The following is a 20895-nucleotide window of genomic DNA, read 5'->3' as shown; positions in this document are numbered from 1 at the left end:
CCATGAGCGTACAGATGGATTTCAGCGGCAAGCGCGTCTGGGTGACCGGCGCGGCGCGCGGCATCGGCGAGCAGATCGCCCGGCATTTTATGGCGCAGGGCGCCGAGGTGCTGGGGTTTGATCGCGAGTTCGCCCAGCCGGATCTGCCTTACCCCTGCGTGACGCTGGATATCAGCCAGCCGCAACAGGTCGCCGAGGTATGCCGGGAGCAGCTGGCGCAAAATCCCCGGCTGGACGTGCTGGTCAACGCCGCCGGCATTCTGCGCATGGGCAATACCGAAGACCTGAGCCTGGACGACTGGCACCAGTGCATCAACGTCAACGCCTCGGGCGCGTTCTATTTGTTCCGCGCGCTGCTGCCGCACTTCAAGGCGCAGCGCCGTGGGGCGATCGTCAGCGTCGGCTCCAACGCCGCGCACGTGCCGCGTGTGCAGATGGCGGCTTACTGCGCCTCCAAGGCGGCGTTGACCAGCCTGAACCACTGCGTGGGGCTGGAACTGGCGCCGTTTGGCGTGCGCTGTAACCTGGTGTCGCCGGGCTCGACCGACACCCCGATGCAGCGCGGCATGTGGCAAACCCCGGATGCCGAACAGCGCACCATCGCCGGTTTCCCCGAGATGTTCAAGCTGGGCATCCCGCTGGGCAAGATCGCCCGCCCGGACGAAATCGCCAACGCGGTGCTGTTCCTGGCCTCGGATCTGGCCAGCCACATCACCCTGCAGGACATCGTGATCGACGGCGGCGCCACCCTGGCTTCCTGAGGTCAAATGCGCCGGCGGCGCAGCAGGTGGCGGGTGCCTTCCGCCACCAACAGCAGCACCGCCAGCCAAATCGGCAGATAGGTCAGCCACTCGCTGCGGCTGATGCTTTCGCCGAGCAGCAAGGCGACGATCACCAGCAGCACCGGCTCCACGTAGCTCAGCAGGCCAAACAGGCTGAACGGCAACAGCCGGCTGGCGAGGATGTAGCACACCAGCGCCGCGGCGCTGATCACCCCCAGCAGCGGGATTTGCCAATAGAGCGCCGGGCTGACGCGCAGCGCCGCCGCCGCGCCGTCGCCGCCGAAGGCGAACCAGGCCGCCACCGGCAGCATCAGCGCCAGTTCGCACCACAGCCCGCCGAGGTTGTCGGTGCCGAAGCGCCGGCGCAAAATAAAGTAAACCGGATAACCCAGGGCCACCACCAGCGTGCTCCAGGAAACGCCGCCCACCTGATACAGCGCATTGCCCACGCCGAGCATGGCGCAGGCCACCGCCAGTTTTTGCAGCAGCGAAAGCCGATCGCGGAATATCACCCGGCCCGCCAGCACCATGGCCAGCGGCAGCAGGAAATAGCCGAGCGACACCTCCAGCGCCTTGCCGTGCAACGGCGCCCACAGAAACAGCCACAGCTGTACGCCCAGCAGCGCCGAGGTCAGCGGCAGAAACAGCAGCCGACGCGGCCGTTGGCGCGCCCAGGCCAGCGTCTCGGCCACCTTGCGCCAGTCGGCGGAAACCAGCATAAACAGCGTCAGAAACGGCACCGTCAGCAGGGTGCGCCAGCCGTAGACCTGCTCGCCGTCGAGCGGCGCCAGCGTCGAGGTGTAGTAATACATCACGCCGAATAACACCGAGGCGATAACCGAAAGACCGATGCCTTTAATCACGCGCATTCCTTGAGAGTGACTGATTTCATTGCGGCTACTGTAGATAAGTTTGTCATAAACAACAATGAGGCCGCCGGGCGCTGGACATTCGGCGCGCGGCGTTTAAAATGAATACTGTGTATTCATACAGGTTTCGCGATGACTATCGATCTCTTTGAAGATTCGCCACCGCCGCCGTGGCGCGAGCAGATCGTGCCGGGGGCGGTGGTGATGCATGGCTTCGTGCGCGATCACGGGCCGGAGCTGCTGGCGGCGGTGCGGGGCGTGGTCGCCCAGGTGCCGTGGCGGCACATGACCACCCCCGGCGGGCATGTGATGTCGGTGGCGATGAGCTGGTGCGGCAACGGCTGGAGCAGCGACAGCCGCGGCTATCGCTACTCGGCGCGCGATCCGCGCAGCGGCAAGCGCTGGCCGCCGATCCCGGAGATTCTGCTGGCGCTGGCGGACGAAGCCGCGCAGCAGGCCGGGTTCGCGCCCTTCGTGCCGGACTCCTGCCTGATGAACCGCTACGATCCCGGCAGCAAGCTGTCGCTGCATCAGGATAAGGACGAGCATGATTTCGGTTCGCCGATCGTTTCGGTGTCGCTCGGCCTGCCGGCGGTGTTTCAGTTCGGCGGCCTGCAGCGCAGCGATCGGGCGCGGCGCATCCCGCTGGCGCACGGCGACGTGGTGGTGTGGGGCGGCCCGTCGCGGCTGTGCTTTCACGGCATCATGCCGGTCAAGGAAGGCTACCATTCGCTGGTGGGGCCGCACCGCATCAACATCACCCTACGCAAGGCGCTGTAGCTGCGGTTCTTTGGCCAGGCGGGCGACGAGGTAATCGATAAACACCCGCAGCTTGGGCGGCAGGTGCTGGTTGGGCGCATACAGCAACCACAGGCCGCCGTGATAGCTGCTGAGGAAATCCCATTCCGGCAGCACCTGCACCAGCTCACCGCTGTCCAGCGCCTGGCGCGCGGTGAAATACGGCAGGCTGCCGATGCCGATATGCTGCTTCACCGCGTCCAGCCGTACCCCGGTATGGTTGGCGGCGTAGCGGCCGCGCACTGCCACCGTGGTCGTTTTGCCGCCGCGGCGAAATTTCCAGCGCGCGTCGTTGGGCGTTTCGCCGAGATAAATGCAGCTGTGCGCCGTGAGATCTTGCGGCTGCCGGGGCGCGCCGTGCTGCGCCAGGTAGTGCGGGGTGGCGCACAGCAGATGATCTATCCTCATTAACTGACGGCCGATCAACCCGGGAGAAGGGCGATCGGTGATGCGCAGCGCCAAATCGACCCTATCGTCAATCAGATCCATATAACGATCTTCCAGCCGCAGCCGAACGTCCACCTTCGGGTAACGGCGCAGGAATTCCGGCATGTGCGGATGCAGCACGAATCTGCCCACCGCCTTGGGCACGCTGACGCCGATCGCGCCTTCCGGCTCCGCGGCGCCCTGGCCGTTGACGGCCATCACCGCGTCCGCCGCCGCCAGCATGCTGCGGCAGTGCAGCAACACCTCTTCCCCCGCTTCGCTCAGGCGCAGCTTGCGGGTGGTGCGGTGCAGCAAGCGCAGCGCCAGCGCCTGTTCCAGCCTGGCGACGCTGCGGCTGATAGCGGACGGCGAAGCGCCCAGGCGGCGGGCGGCGGCGGAGAAGCTGCCGCTTTCCACCACCTCGACGAAAACGGCCATTTCGGCCAGCAGCGAATGCGAAAGATTTGTGCTCATGGCGCAAAGGTCCATTGTGACGATGACGGATTATCCTGCGATTATGGCACGAATATAATAGCTCCCCCAACCAGGAGAAAAATGATGACCGAACGACGTTATTACTACAGCGATGATTTACAGGCCGAGGTACGGGTGCTGGCCTGCACCCCGGTGGAAGAAGGCGCCTTCGCGATTGAGCTGGACGCCACGCCGTTCCACCCGCAGGGCGGCGGGCAGCCCGCAGACGGCGGCACGCTGGGCGAAGCGGCGGTGCTGCGGGTGGCGCAGCAGGGCGATAAGGTGCTGCACTTCACCGCCGAACCGCTGCCGCTGGGGCCAGTGCTGGCCCGGGTGGATGGCGAACAACGCCGCCTGCACACCCGCTGGCATTCCGCCGGGCATCTGATCGGCTGGCTGGGCGAGACCCGCGGCTGGCAGCCGGTGAAGGCGCACCATTGGCCGGGTGAGGGGCGCATTACCTTCACGCCGGGCGCCGGCGCGCAAACGCTGGAGCAGGGCTATCTGCAGGCGGAGCTGGCGCGGCTGATCGCCGCCGATCTGCCGCGCCGCCAGCGGGAAGTGAACGGCATGCGTCAGGTCGGCTTCGGCGATTTGCCGGCCTACGGCTGCGGCGGCACCCACGTGGCCTCGCTGAGCGAGCTGGGCGAGGTCAACATCACCGCGGTGAAGATGAAGAAAGGGCAGCTGATCGTGCAGTATGAAATGGGCTGACCTGCGGCGGGTTTATTTCGCCGCGCCGGCCTGGCGCAGCTGGCTGCAGAACGCGCATTGGCACCCCGGCACCGGCACCGCCGCGCAGGTGCCGGGATTGACCGCCTGGGCGTCCAGCGCGTGAAAACCGTAGAACAGGCTTTCGATATTATCTTGCGCCGCGCGCGCCTGTTCGGGCTGCGGCTCCGGCACTTTGGACTGAAACGCCGCCGCCTGCCCGGCCGCCAGGCCAAGGAACAGCAGCGATAGCTGAATTTTCATCTTTTCACTCCCCTCGCTTATTCACGATACGTTATAACAAAACATCTTTTCTGCCAAGCCGCCTCGCCTTGTGCGATTTGCGCCATAGGTTAGCGAAAATAGTTCGTTCTACTCCCTGCCGATTTGGCTTGTTATATACCCGTCATCTTTCAAGCTGCAGCATTGTTGGCTGCACGCGCTCACCCCAGTCACTTACTTAAGTAAGCTCCTGAGGATCCTCGCGTTTGCCGCCTTGCTGCAACTTGAAAGCTATAGGGTACAACCCGTAACTTTCAAATAATAAGGGCAGACGGGCATGTTTAATTTTTCTTTCAATGGGTTAACCAGCGGGATCGCGGTGGCGTTAGGGCTGGCGGCGGGGATGCAACCGGCGCTGGCGGCGGTGCAGGGCGGCACGCTGGTCTACCTTGAACAGCAGGCGCACACCAATCTTTATCCGCCTTCCGGCGGTTTTTACCCCAACGGCGGCATTCTCAACCAGATAACCGACAAGCTGACCTATCAGAACCCCAAGACGCTGGAGATTGAACCCTGGATCGCCGAGTCCTGGAGCAGCAACGCCGACAAAACCGAATACACCTTCAAGTTGCGCCCCGGCGTGACCTTCTCCGACGGCACGCCGCTGGACGCCAACGCGGTGGCGAAGAACTTCGACACCTACGGGTTGGGCAACAGGGAGAAACGCCTGCCGGTTTCCGAGGTGATCAATAACTACCAGCGCAGCGAAGTGGTGGATCCGCTAACGGTGAAATTCTTCTTCACGCGATCGTCGCCGGGCTTCCTGCAGGGCACCGCCACCATCGGCTCCGGGCTGGTATCGCTCAGCACGCTGAACCGCAGCTACGACCAACTGGGCGACGCGCGCCATATCATCGGCTCCGGCCCCTTTGTGGTCAGCGGCGAAACGCTGGGGCGCGAGGTCGATCTCAGCGCGCGCAAAGACTACAGCTGGGGGCCGGCCCGCCTGGCTCAGCAGGGCCGCGCCAATCTGGACGGCGTTAAAGTGATCGTCACCGGGGAAGACAGCGTGCGCATCGGCGCGCTGCAGGCCGGGCAGGCGGATTTTATCCGCCAGATCCAGGCCTATGACGAGAAGCAGACGCAGGATCAGGGCTTTATCATTTATGCCGCGCCGACGCGCGGCGTCAACGACAGCATCGCCTTCCGGCCGGATAACCCGCTGGTGGCCGATCTGCGGGTGCGTCAGGCGCTGCTGCACGCCACCGACAGCAAACAAATCGTCGATACGCTGTTCTCCGCCAACTACCCGCAGGCCAAATCGGTGATCGCCGCCTCGGCCGCCGGCTTTGTCGATCTGTCCGACAAGCTGAAATTCGACCCGCAGCTGGCCAACCGGCTGTTGGACGAAGCCGGCTGGAAGAAGGGCGCTGACGGGCTGCGCGAAAAAGACGGCAGGAAGCTGTTGCTGACGGTGTACGAATCTTTGCCGCAGCCGCAGAACAAGGCGGTGCTGCAGCTGGTTTCGCAGCAGTGGGGCAAGGTGGGCGCGCGGCTGAACGTTCTGGCGGGCGACGCCGGCAGCCGGGTGGCGGATAACCTCGACCCGCAGAAAACCCCGGCGGCGGTGGTAGAGGTGGGGCGCGCCGATCCGGACGTGATCAAAAGCCAGTTTTACCCAACCAACCGCGACGGGCTGCTGCAGAAGGGCGGCGCCAGCAGCAACAGCGGCTTTAGCGACGACAAGCTGAACGCCCTGCTGCTCGGCATCGCCTCCGAGGTTGACGCGCAAAAACGCCTGCAGACAGCCGGCGAGGCGCAAAATTACCTGATTGACCAGGCCTACGCGATCCCGTTCTTCGAGGATCCGCAGGTGTTCGCCGGCGCGCCTTATTTGAAGGGGGTGAGCTTCGAGGCGGTCGGCCGCCCGAGCTTCTACGGCGCCTGGTTAGAGAAACATTAAGGGGGGGCAATGAACCGATATCTGGCGGGGCGCATCGGGCAGGCGCTATTGGTGCTGTGGGCGGCCTTTACCCTGTCGTTCATCCTGCTGCAGGTGCTGCCGGGGGATGCGATCCTGATTAAATTTCAGAACCCGGACATGGGGCTGAGCCCGGCGCAGATTGCCGACATGCGCGCGGCCTATGGTGCGGACGTCCCCCTGTGGCGGCAGTATCTGCATACCCTGGGCAGCGTGCTGCATGGCGATCTGGGCTACTCGATGCAGGCCGGGGTGCCGGTTACCGCGCTGCTGGCGGCTAATCTGCCCGCCACGCTGCAGCTGGCGGTGCTGGGCTTTGCGGTGGCGTTGCTGCTGGCGCTGCTTATCGCTTTTGCTTCCAACCTGACCGGCTTCGGCTGGCTGCGTTCGGCGCTGCAGACGCTGCCGTCGCTGTTCGTTTCGGTACCCACCTTCTGGCTGGGCATAGTGCTGATTCAGATCTTTTCGTTCCGCCTGAAGCTGATCCCGATCATTAACCCCGGCGAGTGGCAGGGGTTGATCCTGCCGATCGCGACGCTGGCGCTGCCGATCTCCGCGCCGCTGGCGCAAATTCTGATCCGCAGCATCGACGCGGTGCAAACCCGGCCGTTCGTCGCGGTGGCGCGGGCCAAGGGCGCCGGCCGCAGCGGGGTGCTGTGGCGGCACGTGGCGCGCAACGCCATGCTGCCGGCGCTGACCATCGCCGGCATGCTGTTCGGCGAACTGATCGCCGGGGCGCTGATCACCGAAACCGTGTTTGGCCGCAGCGGCCTGGGGCAACTGACCCAGCAAGCGGTGGTCAATCAGGACGTGGCGGTGCTGCAGGCGATAGTGCTGATCTCGGCCGCCGCCTTCGTCACCATCAACTTGCTGGTGGATCTGCTGTTCCCGCTGCTGGATCCGCGGCTGAAAACCCAGGCAGGAGCATCCCTATGAGCAGTATCTCCTTTGACAAAGCCACGGTGCCGGAGCGCGATCTGTCCGGCGCGGAAAGTGAAGGCGCGCTGCCCGCCAGCCGCCCGAGCCGCCGCCGCGTCCCCCTGACGCTGCTGCTGGCCTGGGCGGTCATGGCGCTGGTGGCGCTGTGGGCGTTGGCGCCGCAGCTGTTTACCGCCTACAGCGGCACCGAAGGCATTGCCGGCGCGCAGCGGCTGGCGCCCGGCGGCGAGCACTGGCTGGGTACCGATCAGCTGGGGCGCGACCTGTATGCGCGCATGGTATACGGCGCTTCGCAAACCCTGGCCGGCGCGGTAGTGGCGGTGGCGCTGGGGTTGGTGTTCGGCACCGCGCTCGGCCTGATCGCCGGCGCGCTGGGCGGCGCGGCGGACGACGCCGTGATGCGCGTCGTCGACGTGCTGCTGTCGATCCCCGGCCTGCTGCTGTCGCTGAGCATCATCATTCTGCTGGGCTTCGGCACGGTCAACGCCGCCATCGCCGTGGGCGTCACTTCGGTAGCCAACTTTGCCCGCCTGGCGCGGGCGGAAGTGGTGCGAGTGCGCCACAGCGATTACGTCGAAGCGGCCTACGGCAGCGGCGGCAGCTTTTGGGCGGTGCTGTGGCGGCATATCCTGCCGAACTCGCTGACTTCGGCGATCGCCTTCTCGGCGCTGCAGTTCGGCAGCGCCATTCTGGCGATCGCCACCCTGAGTTTCCTCGGCTACGGCACCCCGCCGCCGACCCCGGAATGGGGGCTGCTGATCGCCGAAGGGCGCAACTACATTTCCACCGCCTGGTGGCTGACCACCTTCCCGGGCATGGTGGTGGTGGCGGTGGTGCTGGCGGCCAACCGCATCAGCCGTTCGCTGGGAGGAAAGGCGCGATGAGCGTGCAAGCGGCATGGCAACGGGCGGCGCGGCCGCCGGTACTGGCGCTGGACAAGGTTTCCATCGCCTATCAGGGCGACGAAGGCAACCGAAGGGTGGTGCATGAGGTGTCGTTCGCGATTGAGCCGGGCGAGGTGGTGGCGCTGGTTGGCGAATCCGGCTCCGGCAAAACCACCACGGCGCAGGCGATCATCGGCTTGCTGGCCGACAACGGCCATCTGGAACAGGGCGCCATCCGGCTGCACGGCACCGATATCGCCGGCTGGCCATCGCGGCGGCTGGATGCGGTGAGAGGGGCGCAAATCAGCCTGATCCCGCAAGATCCCTCCAGCTCGCTCAACCCGGTGAAAACCATCGGCGAGCAGGTGGCGGAGATCGTCAATATTCACCGTCGGCTGCCGCGCGGGCAGGTACAACAGCGGGTGACGGAGCTGTTGACCCGCGTGGGGCTGACGCACCCGGAACTGCGGGCGCGCCAGTATCCGCACCAACTTTCCGGCGGCATGAAGCAGCGGGTGTTGATCGCCATCGCCATTGCGCTGCAGCCGGCGTTGATCATCGCCGACGAACCGACCAGCGCGCTGGACGTGACGGTGCAAAAACGCATTCTCGATCTGATCGACGAACTGCGGCGCGAGTTCGGCACCGCGGTGCTGCTGGTGACCCACGATTTGGGCGTGGCGGCGGAACGCGCCGATCGGCTGTTGGTGTTCCGCCACGGCCGGGTGCAGGAACAGGGCGCTACCGCCGAGGTGCTGCGCGCACCCGCCAGCGATTACACCCGCCAGCTGCTCGCCGATGTGCCTTCATTGAGCGGCGCCGTCGCGCCGCCGGCGAAGCGCAGCGGTCAGCCGCCGGCGATCGTGGTTCAGGCGCTGGTGAAGGATTTTCGGCTGTCCGGCGGGCAGGGCTTTCGCGCGCTGGATCGGGTGTCGTTCAGCGTGCCGCGCGGCACCACCCATGCGTTGGTGGGAGAGTCCGGGTCGGGCAAAAGCACGCTGGCGCGCTGCCTGCTGGGCTTCGAGCGGCCGGATGCCGGGCAGATCCTGATCGACGGCGTCAACGTTACCGGCCTGAAAGGGGAGGCGCTGCGTCAGTTCCGCCGCCGCATTCAGCTGGTTTATCAAAACCCGTTCGGTTCGCTCGACCCCGCGCAAACGCTGTACCGAATCATTGAAGAGCCGCTGCTGAATTTCGAACCGCTCGACAAGGCCGAGCGCGATCGGCGGGTGCGCGAACTGTTCGAACGGGTGGCGCTGCCGCCTGATTTGCTGAACCGCAGGCCGCACGAGCTGTCCGGCGGCCAGCGGCAGCGGGTGGCGATCGCCCGGGCGCTGGTGCTGCAGCCCCGGGTGCTGGTGCTGGACGAAGCCACCTCGGCGCTGGACGTCAGGGTGCAGGCGCAGATCCTGCGTTTGCTGCAGGAGTTGCAGCAGGAGCGAGATCTGACCTACCTGTTCATTTCTCACGATCTGGCGACGGTGCGGCGGATTTCGCACAGCGTGTCGGTGCTGCAGCGCGGTCAACGGGTGGACGGCGGCGCCACCGCCGAGCTGTTCGCCATGCCGGGCAGCGACTATACCCGCCAATTGATCGCAGCGATCCCCCGCCGCACGCCGCATGCCGGGCAGCCCACATTCGAGGAGGCATGATGAGCCACAAGAGACTCGGTTTTTTCACCCGTTTGCTGGATCAGGGCAGCGCTCAGGAGCGTTACCGACTGGCGACCGAACAGATCCTGCACGCCGAGCGAGCCGGTTTCGACGCCGCCTGGGTGGCGCAGCACCATTTCCACCAAGACGAGGGCGGCCTGCCGTCGCCGCTGGTGTTTCTGGCGCAGGTGGCGGCGCGCACCCGCCACATTCGGCTGGGTACCGGGGTGATCACGTTGCCGATGGAGTCGGCGGTGCGGGTGGCGGAAGACACGGCGGTGCTGGATCTGCTGTCCGACGGCCGGCTGGAGGTTGGGGTGGCCGCCGGCGGCACGCCGTCTTCCTTCGGCGCCTTCGGCATCGACGCCGGGCAGCGCAATGCGGTATTCGCCGAAAACTTGCGCACTCTGCTTGGCGCCTGGCGCGGCGAGGCGCTGGGCGGCGAGGAGAATCGCCTGTATCCGGCGGCGCCGCAGCTGGCGCAGCGCGTCTGGCAGGCGACCTTCTCGGTCGAGGGCGGCGAACGCGCCGGCCGGGCGGGGGACGGCCTGATGCTGTCGCGCACCCAGCCGCGCCCGGCGGACGCGCCGGACCTGCCGTTGGACGAACTGCAAAACCCGATCATCGACGCCTATCTGGCGGCGCTGCCGGCCGGCATCGCGCCGCGCATCATGGGATCGCGTACCGCTTTTGTCAGCGAGAACGGCCAGCAGGCGCGCGATTTCGCCGCCGCCGGGCTGAATCGTGGCTTGGCGCGCCTGCGCGCCAGCGGTCATCAGCCGGCCGACGAGTCGCTGGACGGCCTGATCCGCGCTTTCGACGTGCACTTGGGCACGCCCGACCAGGTGATCGCCTCGCTGCAGCGGGACAGCGCGCTGGCGCGGGTCACCGATCTGGCGTTTCAGGTGCACTCCATCGATCCGCCGCACGCCCATATTCTGCGCTCTATCGACCTCATCGCCCGCCATGTCGCGCCCGAACTGGGGTGGCGGCGCAACACCCTCCACACCCCCAATGAACATCACGCTGAGGAAAAGCTATGACGACGTTATCGAAGACGGCCGACCTGCTGGCCGAACTGGCGGAAATCGCCGCAGACTCCGCGCTGGCGCAGGCCAGAACCACGCGTCAGGCGGCCACCGACGCCATTCAGGCCAGCTATCTGGCGCTGTTCTCCCCGGCCGACGCCGGTGATTTTCCGCTGGCGCAGCGGCTGCTGCTGGCCCGGCGCATCAGCGAATGGCACGGCGAGAGTCGGCTGGCGGCGCACTACGCGGCCTTGCTGGAACGGCAGGGCGAAGAGCCGCAAGGCGAGGGGCTGCGTGCGGCGCTGGATCACGCCGAGCGGCTGGCGTTTCAACCGGCCAACGCCGATGCCCAACATTTGCAGGCTTTACGGCAGGCCGGCTGGTCGCTGGACGCCATCGTTACGCTGTCGCAGCTGATTGCCTTCGTCAGCTTCCAGAGCCGCTTGCTGCAGGGCTACCGGCTGCTGGGCGGCAAAGCGGCCGCAGCTGCGGCGCATCCGCCGGTAACGGCCGGCCGCTGGCGCACCGGGCCGCTGACGCTGGACGGCCGTCAGGCACCGCCGGCCTTTACCCGGCAAGAGCTGGGGTGGGAGCCGTGGATCGCCGCCAAACCCCTGGCGGAGTTCGACGAAGACGGCAAGGCGCAGCTAACGCGCTTTGGCCACGCCGATTCGGACTACTTCCGCCTGCTGGCGCGCAACCACCCGGTGCTGGAGCAGCGCACGCTGGCCGACCGGGCGATTTTCTATACCCCCGGCGGCCTGGCGCGGCAGGAGCGCGAGCTGGCGGCGACGGTGGCCAGCAAGGTGAACGGCTGCATCTATTGCGCCTCGGTGCATGCGCGCAAGGCGGCGCAGCTGTCGAAGCGCGAAGCCGAGGTAGAAAGGCTGCTGGCGGTGGCGCCGGGCGAGGTATTGAGCCAGGGGCAGGATGAACGCTGGCGGGCGCAGATCGACTTCGCCGCCGCGCTGTCCGCCACGCCGCCGCGGGCCGATGGCGGGCAGTTGGCGGCGCTGCGCGCCCAGGGGCTGGATGAACTGGCGCTGCTGGATCTGGTGCAGTCGACGGCGTTCTTCGCCTGGGCCAACCGGCTGATGCTCACCCTCGGCGAACCCTATGTCTGATCCCCTTCATCTTTCAAGCTGCGGCCTTGTCGGCTGCAACTCGAAATCTACGGGCATATAACGTCGAGCTCTTCAGCAATAGCGGTTCACATCGGCCACACCGCGTCGCGCACGTTGATCGCTCTGGGCAGCAGGCCCAGGGCGTAAAAGCGGTCGGCGATGCTTTGCTGCTGGCGGATCACCTGCAGGTTCATCGCCCGGGTTTCGTGGCTGCGGCGCGACAGCGCCAGCTCCAGCGAGGCGGTCGCCAGCCCCAGCTCGCTGGAAAGATGACGCGCCGCTTCCACCGGCTGCGCGGCAATATAGCGGCCGGTGTGCTGCAGCGCCTGCATGATGTGCTGCAACAGATCGCCCGACCGTTCGGCAAAGCTGCGGCGCGCCAGATAAAACTGCTGATTCAGCACCCGTTGGGTGCCGTCGGCGATGACGCGCAGCTCGCCCGAACGCTGGGCGTCGCTGAGCAGCGGATCCCACATCATCCAGGCGTCGATCGCCTGATAATCGGTAGCCGACAGCGGGTATTTCGGCGGCGCGTAGACGATGCGCACGTCGTTCAGCGACAACCCCTGTTCATCCAGCATCTGCACCAGCAGATAATGCACGTTGGAGCCTTTGTTGACGGCAATGCGCTTGCCGCGCAGATCGGCGGCGCTGCGGATCGGGCTGTCGTTTGGCACCACCATCGCCACGCTCTGCGGCGCCGGCGGCTCGAAGGCCACGTACACCAGCGCATGGCCCTGCGCCTGGGCGAAGATCGGCGGCACTTCGCCGGTGGTGCCGAAGTCGATTTCGTCGTTGTCCAGCGCGTGCAGCAGCTGCGGCCCGGCGGGGAACTCGCTCCACAGAATGCTGATCGGCTGGTCGGCGAGGCGCTGCTCCAGGCTTTGCCGCGCCTTCAGCACCCCGAGGTTGCCGAACTTTTGATAGCCGATGCGCAGCTCGCGCTCGTGCGGCGGCGCGGCGTTCAGCGGGCGGGCCGCGCCGGCGGCGTTGCGACGCCGCGGCTTGATCAGCCCGAGGTGCGCCAGGTGGGTGCGCAGGGTATTGCGGCTGATGCCGAGCAGCGCCGCCGCCTGCAGCTGATTGCCGTCGCAGGCGTCGAATGCGTTGCGCACCAGCGAGTCCAGCACCCGTTGGTAAAGCTGGCCGCCGTCGCCCTGCAGCTGTTGCCGTACAAAGTGGCCGATGGCGTCGTCGCCGGCGCCGGCCGCTTCCTGCAGGCTTTGGTTGAGCCGCAGCTGGTGGGGGGCGATCAGCGCATCCTTGCTCAGCAGCACCGCGTTGTGCAGCGTGTTTTCCAGCTCGCGCACGTTGCCCGGCCAGCGGTAATCCAGCAGCGCCTGCAGCGTCTCCGGCGCCAGCTGCAGCCGTGGCCGCCCGAGGCGGCGCGCGTACAGCGATAAAAAATGGTTGGCCAGCACCGGGATGTCGTCCGGCCGCTGGCGCAGCGGCGGCAGCGTCACCGCCGCCACGTTCAGCCGGTAATAGAGGTCTTCGCGGAACCGGCGTTCGCGGATGGCGCTGGCCAGGTCTACGTGGGTGGCGGCGATCACCCGCACGTTCACCTTCAGCGCCTTGCGCGATCCCACGCGGGTGATCTCGCGCTCCTGCAACACCCGCAGCAGCTTGACCTGCAGCTGCAGGCTCAGCTCGCCGATCTCATCCAGCAGCAAGGTGCCGCCTTCCGCCGCTTCGAACCAGCCCTGATGGGTGCCGATGGCGCCGGTAAAGGCGCCTTTCTCGTGGCCGAACAGCTCGGCTTCCGCCAGGCTTTCGGTCAGCGCGCCGCAGTTCACCGCCAGAAACGGCTGATGGCGGCGCGGGCTGTTGTGGTGCAGATAGCGCGCCACCACCTCTTTGCCGGTGCCGGTCTCGCCGACGATCAGTACGGTGGCGTCGGTCGGCGCCAGCCGGTCCAGCACGCTTTGAAAGGCGATCGACGCCGGGTCGATCAGCACCGGTTTGTCGGAGGCGTACGGCTGTGGGTTATGCATGGGCGGCTCCTGCGGTGAACGGAGGAAAAATCTTATCCCAGCGCAGCGGCGGCGGCGAGGGGGGCCGCCGCGGGCTTTGCTGCATTTGCAGCAGCTCATCAGCACCGGCTGTTGCCAACGCAACAGTTTTTCGCCGCCGATTTGTTTTCAATTGTTTGATTTTTAATGATTTTAAAAATAATCGGGGCTGGCATGCATCCTGCTATCAGATTTATAACCAAACAAAAACTTTCTATCGATAAAAATCAGTAATGGTTATATAGGAAATGCATAAATGACTGAGTCCGTGAAAGAGAGCATCAACGTCTTCTGGTTTTTGCCGACCCATGGCGATGGCCGCTATCTCGGCACCACCCAGGGCGGGCGCCCGGTGGATCTGCCCTATCTGCAACAGGTGGCGTTGGCCGCCGACAACCTCGGTTATTACGGCGTGCTGATCCCCACCGGCAAAAGCTGCGAGGACTCCTGGCTGGTGGCGGCGGCGTTGGCGCCGATCACCCGTCGGCTGCGCTATCTGGTGGCGGTGCGCCCCGGGCTGCAGCCGCCGAGCCTGGCGGCGCGCATGGCGGCGACGCTGGACCGGCTGTCGGAGGGGCGGCTGTTGATCAACGTGGTGACCGGCGGCGACCCGGTGGAGAACAAGGGCGACGGCATTTTCCTCAGCCACGCCGAGCGCTATGAGGTGACGCAGGAGTTTCTCGAGGTTTACCAGCGGCTGCTGCAGGGCGATAAGGTCGATTTCAACGGCAAGCATATTCGCGTCGAGGGCGCCGAGCTGCTGTTTCCGCCGGTGCAGGAAAACGGCCCGCCGCTGTATTTCGGCGGTTCGTCACCGGAGGCTATCGACATCGCCGCCAACCAGATCGATACCTACCTGACCTGGGGCGAGCCGCTGGCGCAGGTGGCGGAAAAGCTGGCGGTGGTGCGCCAGCGCGCCGAGCTGCAGGGGCGCAAACTCAGCTACGGCATTCGCCTGCACGTTATCGTGCGGGAAACCGAGGAGGAAGCCTGGGCGGCGGCCGATCGGCTGATCGCACACCTGGACGAAGACACCATCGCGTCGGCGCAGAAGATCTTCGCCCGCATGGACTCCACCGGTCAGCAGCGCATGAGCGCGCTGCACGGCGGCTCGCGCGACGGCCTGCGCATCGGCCCCAACCTGTGGGCCGGCGTCGGCCTGGTGCGCGGCGGCGCCGGCACCGCGCTGGTGGGCAATCCGCAGCAGGTGGCGGAACGCATTCGCGAATATCAGGCGCTGGGCATCGATAACTTTATCCTTTCCGGCTACCCGCACCTGGAAGAGGCGCACCGCTTCGCCGAACTGGTGATGCCGCTGCTGCCGCTGTCGCAACCGGCCAATCAGGCGGCGCGCACCGTGAATACCGGCCCGTTCGGCGAGACCATCGGCGGCGACAAACGCCCCGGCCAGACGGTGAAGGAGGGCTGATGACAACGCGTGCGCACGTCATCATCATCGGCGGCGGCTTCACCGGCGCCGCGCTGGCGATCCAACTGGCGCAGGGCGAGGTGGCGGTGACGGTGATCGAGCCGCGCGCCGCGCCCGGCTATGGGGTGGCGTACTCCACCGAAGAACCGGCGCACCGCATCAACGTGCCGGCCGACAAGATGCAGCTGGCCGGCGAGCCGCAGGGGGATTTCGAGCGCTGGTTCCGCAGCGGCGGCGGGCTGGAAACCGATCCCCAGGCGTTGTGGCGCGACGGCAAGATTTACCCGCAGCGCAATGCCTTTGGCCGCTACGTTGAGCAACGGTTTCATCAGGCGGCGCGTTCCGGCAGCGCCTCGCTGCGCCATCTGCGCGACCGGGCGGTGAGCCTGCAGCCGGATGCGCAGGGGGCGACGGTGACGACCGCCAGCGGCGAACGTCTGTGGGGCGACTATGTGGTGTTGGCGGTGAGTCATCCGCCGCCGTCGCCGCCGCGCCAGATTTCGGCCGGGCTGGCGCAGAGCGCCCGGCTGATCGCCAACCCCTGGGCGGCGGACGCGCTGGAACAGGTGGCGGCGGATGAGCCGCTGGCGATCGTCGGCGCCGGGCTGACCATGGCCGACGCGGTGGCGGCGCTGCGGCGGCGCGGGCATCGCGGGCAGATAGTGGCGTTTTCTCGCCATGGCCTGCTGCCGCGCCCCAACGCCGAAGGGGATTACCCGGCCTGGCCGATCGCGCCGGCGGCGCCGAAGCTCGGCCATTGGCTGCGACAGGTGCGGCTTGAGGTGGCCCGCGCCGCCGCGCAGCAAGTGCCCTGGCAGGCGGTGCTGGACGACGTTCGCGCCAACGGCCAGCGGCTGTGGCAAGCCTTCAGCCCGGTGGAGCAGCGGCGTTTTTTGCGCCATCTGCGCGCCTACTGGGACGTGCACCGCTACCGCATCGCACCGCAGGTCAGCACATTGCTGGAAGAAAAACGCGCGGCGGGCAGCCTGCGGGTGCTGGCGGCGCGTTTGCAACGTGCGGAGCTGGAACCGCAGGGCGTCAGGCTGGATTTGGCGCTGCGCGGCGGCGGTGCGGAAACCCTGCGGGTACAGCGGCTGCTGGTCACCACCGGGCCGGCGCACGCCGGGCTGCTCGCCAGCGGCCCGTTGCTTGGCGGGCTGGCGGAGCAGGGCGTGCTGCGCGCCGACCCGCTCGGCCTGGGGCTGTTGGTCAGCGCCGACAGCCAGGCGATTGACCGCCACGGCCGAGCCAACCCGCGCCTGCTGGTGGCCGGCCCGGCGGCGCGCGGCCGCTTCGGCGAACTGATGGGGCTGCCGCAGGTGGCGGAACATGCCCAAAGCGTCGCGCAATACCTGCTGGCGCGATGTCCAGCCTCACGCTGATCGTCCATTCCCGTTTTTAACATCCTAAAAAACCGATATCCGGCCCGGCAACGCCCGCGGCCGGCAGATAATTGTGGAGATCGTTATGTCATCGCAACGTGAAATTCGCCTTAACGCTTTTGATATGAACTGCGTCGGCCATCAGTCGCCGGGGCTGTGGGCGCACCCGCGCGATCGTTCCTGGCAGTACAAGGATCTTGAATACTGGACCGATCTGGCGCGCCTGCTGGAGCGCGGCAAGTTCGACGGGCTGTTTATCGCCGACGTGCTGGGCATTTACGACGTGCTGAACGGCAGCGGCGACGCGGCGATTCGCCAGGCCACCCAGGTACCGGTCAACGATCCGCTGGCGCTGGTGACGCCGATGGCGCTGGTCACCGAGCATCTCGGCTTCGGGCTGACCGCCTCGCTGTCGTTCGAGCATCCTTATCCTTTCGCCCGCCGGCTGTCGACGCTAGACCACCTGACCAAGGGGCGCATCGGTTGGAATATCGTCACCTCCTATCTGGAGAGCGGCGCGCGCAACATTGGCCACCAGGCGCAGACCGATCACGATGCGCGCTACGACTATGCCGACGAATACCTGCAGGTGGTTTACAAGCTGCTGGAAGGCAGCTGGGAAGACGGCGCGATCCTGCGCGATCGCCGGCGACGCATCTTCAGCGACCCGTCGAAGATCCATCCGATCAACCACCAAGGGGCGTTTTTCCAGGTGCCGGGCATTCACCTGAGCGAGCCTTCGCCGCAGCGCACGCCGGTGCTGTATCAGGCCGGCGCTTCAAGCCGCGGCAAGCAGTTCGCCGCCGAGCACGCCGAATGCGTGTTCGTCGCCTCGCCCTCGAAAGCGCTGCTGAAAAAAACCGTGGCCGACATTCGCCGCCGCGCCGCCGAGGCAGGGCGCGATCCGCGCAGCATTCTGATCTTCAACCTGCAGACGGTGATCGTCGGCGAAACCGACCGGCAGGCGCAGGAAAAATGGCGGGAATACAAATCCTATACCAGCTACGAAGGCGCGCTGGCGCTGGTGTCCGGTTGGACCGGCATCGATTTCGGTCAGTATCAGCCGGATCAGGTGCTGAAGCATCTGCACACTAATGCCATTCAGTCGGCGGTGGAAACCTTCTCCAGCGCCGATCCCAGCCGCGAATGGACGGTGCAGGGCATCGCCGAATGGGTCGGCATCGGCGGTTTCGGCCCGCTGCTGGTGGGCAGCCCGCAAACCGTGGCCGACGAGCTGCAGGCGTGGGTGGAGGAAACCGACGTCGACGGTTTCAACCTGGCCTACGCCGTCACCCATGAGACCTTCACCGACGTGGTGGAACTGCTGATCCCCGAGCTGCAAAAGCGCGGGGCGTACAAGCGCGACTACGCCGCGGGCACCCTGCGGGAAAAATTGTTCAACCAGGGGCCGCGCCTGGCGGAGCCGCACCCGGCGGTGGGCTACCGCTGGCCGGCCGGCGCGCCGTTGGCCGACGAACTGAGCGTCAAGTGAGGATGCGATGATAGAGATTGAGGGGTTGCACAAGGCGTACCGCGCGCCGGACGGGCGGCGGATTGAGGTGCTGAAGGGGGTTTCGCTCCAGGTGCCGGCCGGATCTATCACCGCGGTGGTCGGCCCCAGCGGGGCGGGCAAATCGACGCTGGCGAAATGCATCAGCCTGCTGGAACGGCCGAGCGGCGGCAGCATTCGGGTCAACGGCCAGGACTTGTCGCGGCTGTCGGGCGAGGCGCTGCGCCGGGAGCGGCGGGCGATCGGCACGGTGTTTCAGTCTTCCGCGCTGCTGCAGCGCAAAACCGCTTGGCAGAATATCGCGTTGCCGTTGGCCTATCTGGGCGTGGTGCCGCGCGATATCGACAGGCGGGTGAAGACGCTGCTGGCGGCGGTGGGGCTGGCGGACAAGGCGGCGTTTTACCCGGCGCAGCTGTCCGGCGGCCAGCGCCAGCGGGTCGGCATCGCCCGCGCGCTGGCGCTGAATCCGTCGGTGCTGTTGGCGGACGAAGCCACCTCGGGGCTGGATCCGGACGCCACCGGGGCCATTCTCGGCCTGCTTAAACAGCTGCGCGACGACTATGGCCTGTCGATCATCCTGATCACCCACGAGATGGACGCGGTGCGCGACGCCGCCGACGCGGTGGCCGAGATCCGCGACGGCGTGATTGTGCAGCAGGGGCCGGTGCGCGAGCTGCTGGCGGCGTCCGATTCCTTGCTGGGCCGCCAGCTGTTTCCGCTGAAGGCGCTGGCGTCCGACGCCGCGCTGCGGCTGCAGGTGACCTATTCCGCCCGCCAGCCGGCGGCCACCGACTGGATCAGCCGCATCAGCCGCCAGCTCGACGTGCAGATCGATCTGCTGGGCGGCCACGTTGAAGTGGTGGGCGGCAGCCTGGCCGGGCGGTTGGAAATTGCGGTGCGTTTTGGCGGCGGTTCGCGTTCGGTGGCCGAGCTGCAGGGCGAGCTGCGGCGGTTGGGCATTCTCGCCGAGGTGCTGGAACAGCGGTTGGCGCTGCGGGAGGCGGTATGAAGACGCTGCCTGACGGCGTGATGAGCCAGGACACTCCCTGGAACGAGATCCATCGGCTGATGCTGCCGGCCTACGGCGAAACCTGGCTGATGGTCGGTATCGTGATGCTGTTTGTGGTGACGATCGGCGGCGCGGTCGGCGTGGTGCTGTTCAACACTTCATCGCGCGGCTTGTTTCCGCGGCCGGCGCTGCACCGGGCGCTGAGCTGGCTGGTGAACATGGGCCGTTCGCTGCCGTTTCTGGTGCTGATGGCGGCGATTATTCCGTTCACCTTCTGGCTGACCGGTACCACTATCGGCATTCCGGCGGCGGTGATCCCGATGATCGTCGCCGGCATTCCGTTTTTCGCCCGGCTGGTGGAAAACGCGCTGCGCGAACTGCCGCCGGAGGTGACGGCGGTGGGGCTGGTGTCCGGCGGCTCGACCTGGCAGATAATCACCCGGGCGCAGCTCAGCGAGGCGCTGCCGGCGATCGTCGCCGCCATCACGCTGAACGTCATCTCGATGATCGAATATTCGGCCATCGCCGGCACCATAGGCGCGGGCGGCATCGGTTATCTGGCGGTGGTGTACGGCTACCAGCGTTTCGACAATCACATCATGATCGCCACCATTGTGGTGCTGATCGCCACTATTCAACTGATCCAGTTTATTGGTGACCGCCTGGTCGCCGCGTTGCGTCATCATCAGGAAACCTTTTAATCATGCCTAACAACGACTTTGAGATAGCGAAGAAGAAACGCTGGCCGTGGCCGGTGGGTATCGCGGCGGTGGTGATTATCGCCGCCGCGGTTTGGCACTTCACCGCCCGCCAGCAGCAGGCGGTGCAGTTCGGCAGCACGCTGCAGGTGCATTTTGAGCCGGCGATGGCCGGAGAACAGCGGGTGATCGAGTACGTCGGCGAACATATCGCGCCGGATTACGGCCTCCGCCTGGAGGCGGTCGGGCTGCAGGATCCGGTGCAGGCCGATCGCGCGGTGGCGCAGGGGCAGTACGCCGCCACTCTCTACCAGCACCAGTGGTGGCTAAAGCAGGTGGTGGACGCCAACGGCTTCAAGCTGACCCCGACGCTGCCGGTGTTCCAGTGGGCGTTCGGCATCTATTCCGACCGCTATAAGTCGATCGCCGCGTTGCCGGACGGCGCGGAGATCCTGGTGCCCAACGACGGCGCCAATCAGGGGCAGGCGCTGTGGCTGCTGCAGCGCATTGGGCTGATCGGGCTTGACCCGGCGATCGAGGCGCGCACCGCCAGGCTGAAAGACATTCGCGAGAACAAACGCCACTTCAACTTCAAAGAGCTGGACCTGCTGACCATGCCGCGCGCGCTGAACTCGGTGGATGCGGCCATTGGTTACGTGTCGCAGTTCGACGCCGGCAAGGTGCCGCGCGAGAAGGGCATTCTGTTCCCGCCGGCGCCGAAGACCTTCGCCTCGCAGCTGGTGATCGGCACGCCTTATCTGCAGGACGAAAACATTCGCAAGCTGCAGCAGGCGTTCGCCGACCCCCGGTTGCAGGCGTGGCTGAAAAGCACCGACGATCCGCTGGTGCAAGGCGTGCTGGTGCCGGTATCGGCAGAATAATCGCCGCTCGGGATGAGGGGGATGAGTTCCGGATTAACGCGGGTTAATCCGGCATTTTCGTTACGTCGTAACTTTATGTAATTA

19 protein-coding genes are annotated in these 20895 nt (G+C 66.2%); 15 read left to right on the top strand and 4 right to left on the bottom strand.

What is annotated here, in order from left to right; translation table 11 throughout:
• Positions 1-2 precede the first annotated feature (2 nt).
• Positions 3-761, top strand: a complete 759-nt coding sequence (dhbA, locus tag CKW09_RS16270) for a 2,3-dihydro-2,3-dihydroxybenzoate dehydrogenase (RefSeq protein ID WP_061797535.1) — start codon at positions 3-5, stop codon at positions 759-761.
• Between the two features lie 2 nt (positions 762-763).
• Here the strand turns inward: dhbA and rarD are convergent, their stop codons facing one another.
• Positions 764-1645, bottom strand: coding sequence for an EamA family transporter RarD (gene rarD, locus CKW09_RS16265; protein WP_095100211.1), 882 nt, complete (start codon positions 1643-1645; stop codon positions 764-766).
• 138 nt (positions 1646-1783) lie between these two features.
• On the opposite strand from rarD, the gene alkB reads away from it, so the two are divergent.
• Entirely contained in the window at positions 1784-2431 is a 648-nt protein-coding gene (gene alkB / locus CKW09_RS16260; protein ID WP_095098334.1) for a DNA oxidative demethylase AlkB, read from the top strand.
• On the opposite strand, the gene CKW09_RS16255 is transcribed toward alkB, so the two are convergent.
• Entirely contained in the window at positions 2414-3349 is a 936-nt protein-coding gene (locus CKW09_RS16255; RefSeq protein ID WP_061797532.1) for a LysR family transcriptional regulator, read from the bottom strand. The genes alkB and CKW09_RS16255 overlap by 18 nt on opposite strands.
• A gap of 84 nt (positions 3350-3433) precedes the next feature.
• Here CKW09_RS16255 and CKW09_RS16250 point away from each other — a divergent pair, with 84 nt between their 5' ends.
• Positions 3434-4063 carry an alanyl-tRNA editing protein gene (locus CKW09_RS16250; RefSeq protein WP_061797531.1) on the top strand — a complete coding sequence of 210 codons (630 nt, stop codon included), beginning with the start codon at positions 3434-3436 and terminating at the stop codon, positions 4061-4063.
• 12 nt (positions 4064-4075) lie between these two features.
• On the opposite strand, the gene CKW09_RS16245 is transcribed toward CKW09_RS16250, so the two are convergent.
• Positions 4076-4324 carry a hypothetical protein gene (locus tag CKW09_RS16245; protein ID WP_061797530.1) on the bottom strand — a complete coding sequence of 83 codons (249 nt, stop codon included), beginning with the start codon at positions 4322-4324 and terminating at the stop codon, positions 4076-4078.
• Positions 4325-4619: 295 nt separating this feature from the next.
• Between CKW09_RS16245 and CKW09_RS16240 the strand changes: the two genes are divergently transcribed.
• The 6 genes from CKW09_RS16240 to CKW09_RS16215 are packed head-to-tail and all read left to right on the top strand — an operon-like array spanning position 4620 to position 11890.
• Positions 4620-6245 (top strand): TIGR04028 family ABC transporter substrate-binding protein, encoded by a 1626-nt coding sequence (locus CKW09_RS16240; RefSeq protein ID WP_095098331.1) that lies wholly within the window; start codon positions 4620-4622, stop codon positions 6243-6245.
• Positions 6246-6254: 9 nt separating this feature from the next.
• Complete coding sequence (locus CKW09_RS16235; protein ID WP_061797527.1) at positions 6255-7199, top strand: ABC transporter permease; 945 nt, start codon at positions 6255-6257, stop codon at positions 7197-7199.
• Positions 7196-8086, top strand: coding sequence for an ABC transporter permease (locus CKW09_RS16230; RefSeq protein WP_061797525.1), 891 nt, complete (start codon positions 7196-7198; stop codon positions 8084-8086). The genes CKW09_RS16235 and CKW09_RS16230 overlap by 4 nt, the downstream gene beginning before the upstream one ends.
• A complete protein-coding gene (locus CKW09_RS16225) occupies positions 8083-9738 on the top strand; it encodes a dipeptide ABC transporter ATP-binding protein (protein WP_061797524.1) in 1656 nt (551 codons plus the stop codon). Before CKW09_RS16230 ends, CKW09_RS16225 begins: the two co-directional genes overlap by 4 nt.
• Positions 9738-10781: a putative FMN-dependent luciferase-like monooxygenase gene (locus CKW09_RS16220; protein ID WP_095098328.1), complete on the top strand. Its 1044-nt coding sequence runs from the start codon at positions 9738-9740 to the stop codon at positions 10779-10781. The genes CKW09_RS16225 and CKW09_RS16220 overlap by 1 nt, the downstream gene beginning before the upstream one ends.
• Positions 10778-11890, top strand: coding sequence for an alkylhydroperoxidase domain protein (locus CKW09_RS16215; RefSeq protein ID WP_061797521.1), 1113 nt, complete (start codon positions 10778-10780; stop codon positions 11888-11890). Before CKW09_RS16220 ends, CKW09_RS16215 begins: the two co-directional genes overlap by 4 nt.
• Positions 11891-11976: 86 nt before the next feature.
• On the opposite strand, the gene CKW09_RS16210 is transcribed toward CKW09_RS16215, so the two are convergent.
• Positions 11977-13884, bottom strand: a complete 1908-nt coding sequence (locus CKW09_RS16210; RefSeq protein WP_061797520.1) for an aliphatic sulfonate ABC transporter substrate-binding protein — start codon at positions 13882-13884, stop codon at positions 11977-11979.
• Between the two features lie 274 nt (positions 13885-14158).
• Here CKW09_RS16210 and ssuD point away from each other — a divergent pair, with 274 nt between their 5' ends.
• The 6 genes from ssuD (at position 14159) to CKW09_RS16180 (ending at position 20811) form a co-directional block, all read left to right on the top strand.
• Positions 14159-15331 carry an FMNH2-dependent alkanesulfonate monooxygenase gene (gene ssuD, locus CKW09_RS16205; protein ID WP_095098323.1) on the top strand — a complete coding sequence of 391 codons (1173 nt, stop codon included), beginning with the start codon at positions 14159-14161 and terminating at the stop codon, positions 15329-15331.
• Complete coding sequence (locus tag CKW09_RS16200) at positions 15331-16713, top strand: FAD/NAD(P)-binding protein (protein ID WP_095098320.1); 1383 nt, start codon at positions 15331-15333, stop codon at positions 16711-16713. Before ssuD ends, CKW09_RS16200 begins: the two co-directional genes overlap by 1 nt.
• 85 nt (positions 16714-16798) lie before the next feature.
• Positions 16799-18205 carry an LLM class flavin-dependent oxidoreductase gene (locus CKW09_RS16195; protein ID WP_061797516.1) on the top strand — a complete coding sequence of 469 codons (1407 nt, stop codon included), beginning with the start codon at positions 16799-16801 and terminating at the stop codon, positions 18203-18205.
• Between the two features lie 7 nt (positions 18206-18212).
• Positions 18213-19232 (top strand): methionine ABC transporter ATP-binding protein, encoded by a 1020-nt coding sequence (locus CKW09_RS16190; protein ID WP_061797515.1) that lies wholly within the window; start codon positions 18213-18215, stop codon positions 19230-19232.
• Entirely contained in the window at positions 19229-19933 is a 705-nt protein-coding gene (locus tag CKW09_RS16185; RefSeq protein WP_061797514.1) for a methionine ABC transporter permease, read from the top strand. Before CKW09_RS16190 ends, CKW09_RS16185 begins: the two co-directional genes overlap by 4 nt.
• 2 nt (positions 19934-19935) lie before the next feature.
• Positions 19936-20811 carry a MetQ/NlpA family ABC transporter substrate-binding protein gene (locus CKW09_RS16180; protein WP_061797512.1) on the top strand — a complete coding sequence of 292 codons (876 nt, stop codon included), beginning with the start codon at positions 19936-19938 and terminating at the stop codon, positions 20809-20811.
• Positions 20812-20895: the final 84 nt, after the last annotated feature.

Origin of the sequence: Serratia ficaria (genome assembly GCF_900187015.1) — a bacterium.
Lineage (GTDB): Bacteria > Pseudomonadota > Gammaproteobacteria > Enterobacterales > Enterobacteriaceae > Serratia > Serratia ficaria.
This window is presented reverse-complemented; position numbering and strand designations above follow the sequence as displayed.

Excerpts from the sequence above, each read along its gene's own strand:
- dhbA (WP_061797535.1), top strand. The coding sequence starts at position 3 with ATGAGCGTACAGATGGATTTCAGCGGCAAGCGCGTCTGGGTGACCGGC.
- CKW09_RS16215 (WP_061797521.1), top strand. The coding sequence starts at position 10,778 with ATGACGACGTTATCGAAGACGGCCGACCTGCTGGCCGAACTGGCGGAA.
- CKW09_RS16245 (WP_061797530.1), bottom strand. The coding sequence starts at position 4,324 with ATGAAAATTCAGCTATCGCTGCTGTTCCTTGGCCTGGCGGCCGGGCAG.
- CKW09_RS16225 (WP_061797524.1), top strand. The coding sequence starts at position 8,083 with ATGAGCGTGCAAGCGGCATGGCAACGGGCGGCGCGGCCGCCGGTACTG.
- alkB (WP_095098334.1), top strand. The coding sequence starts at position 1,784 with ATGACTATCGATCTCTTTGAAGATTCGCCACCGCCGCCGTGGCGCGAG.
- CKW09_RS16200 (WP_095098320.1), top strand. The coding sequence starts at position 15,331 with ATGACAACGCGTGCGCACGTCATCATCATCGGCGGCGGCTTCACCGGC.
- CKW09_RS16185 (WP_061797514.1), top strand. The coding sequence starts at position 19,229 with ATGAAGACGCTGCCTGACGGCGTGATGAGCCAGGACACTCCCTGGAAC.
- CKW09_RS16240 (WP_095098331.1), top strand. The coding sequence starts at position 4,620 with ATGTTTAATTTTTCTTTCAATGGGTTAACCAGCGGGATCGCGGTGGCG.
- CKW09_RS16220 (WP_095098328.1), top strand. The coding sequence starts at position 9,738 with ATGAGCCACAAGAGACTCGGTTTTTTCACCCGTTTGCTGGATCAGGGC.
- CKW09_RS16250 (WP_061797531.1), top strand. The coding sequence starts at position 3,434 with ATGACCGAACGACGTTATTACTACAGCGATGATTTACAGGCCGAGGTA.
- CKW09_RS16230 (WP_061797525.1), top strand. The coding sequence starts at position 7,196 with ATGAGCAGTATCTCCTTTGACAAAGCCACGGTGCCGGAGCGCGATCTG.
- CKW09_RS16195 (WP_061797516.1), top strand. The coding sequence starts at position 16,799 with ATGTCATCGCAACGTGAAATTCGCCTTAACGCTTTTGATATGAACTGC.
- CKW09_RS16235 (WP_061797527.1), top strand. The coding sequence starts at position 6,255 with ATGAACCGATATCTGGCGGGGCGCATCGGGCAGGCGCTATTGGTGCTG.
- ssuD (WP_095098323.1), top strand. The coding sequence starts at position 14,159 with ATGACTGAGTCCGTGAAAGAGAGCATCAACGTCTTCTGGTTTTTGCCG.
- CKW09_RS16180 (WP_061797512.1), top strand. The coding sequence starts at position 19,936 with ATGCCTAACAACGACTTTGAGATAGCGAAGAAGAAACGCTGGCCGTGG.
- CKW09_RS16190 (WP_061797515.1), top strand. The coding sequence starts at position 18,213 with ATGATAGAGATTGAGGGGTTGCACAAGGCGTACCGCGCGCCGGACGGG.
- CKW09_RS16210 (WP_061797520.1), bottom strand. The coding sequence starts at position 13,884 with ATGCATAACCCACAGCCGTACGCCTCCGACAAACCGGTGCTGATCGAC.
- CKW09_RS16255 (WP_061797532.1), bottom strand. The coding sequence starts at position 3,349 with ATGAGCACAAATCTTTCGCATTCGCTGCTGGCCGAAATGGCCGTTTTC.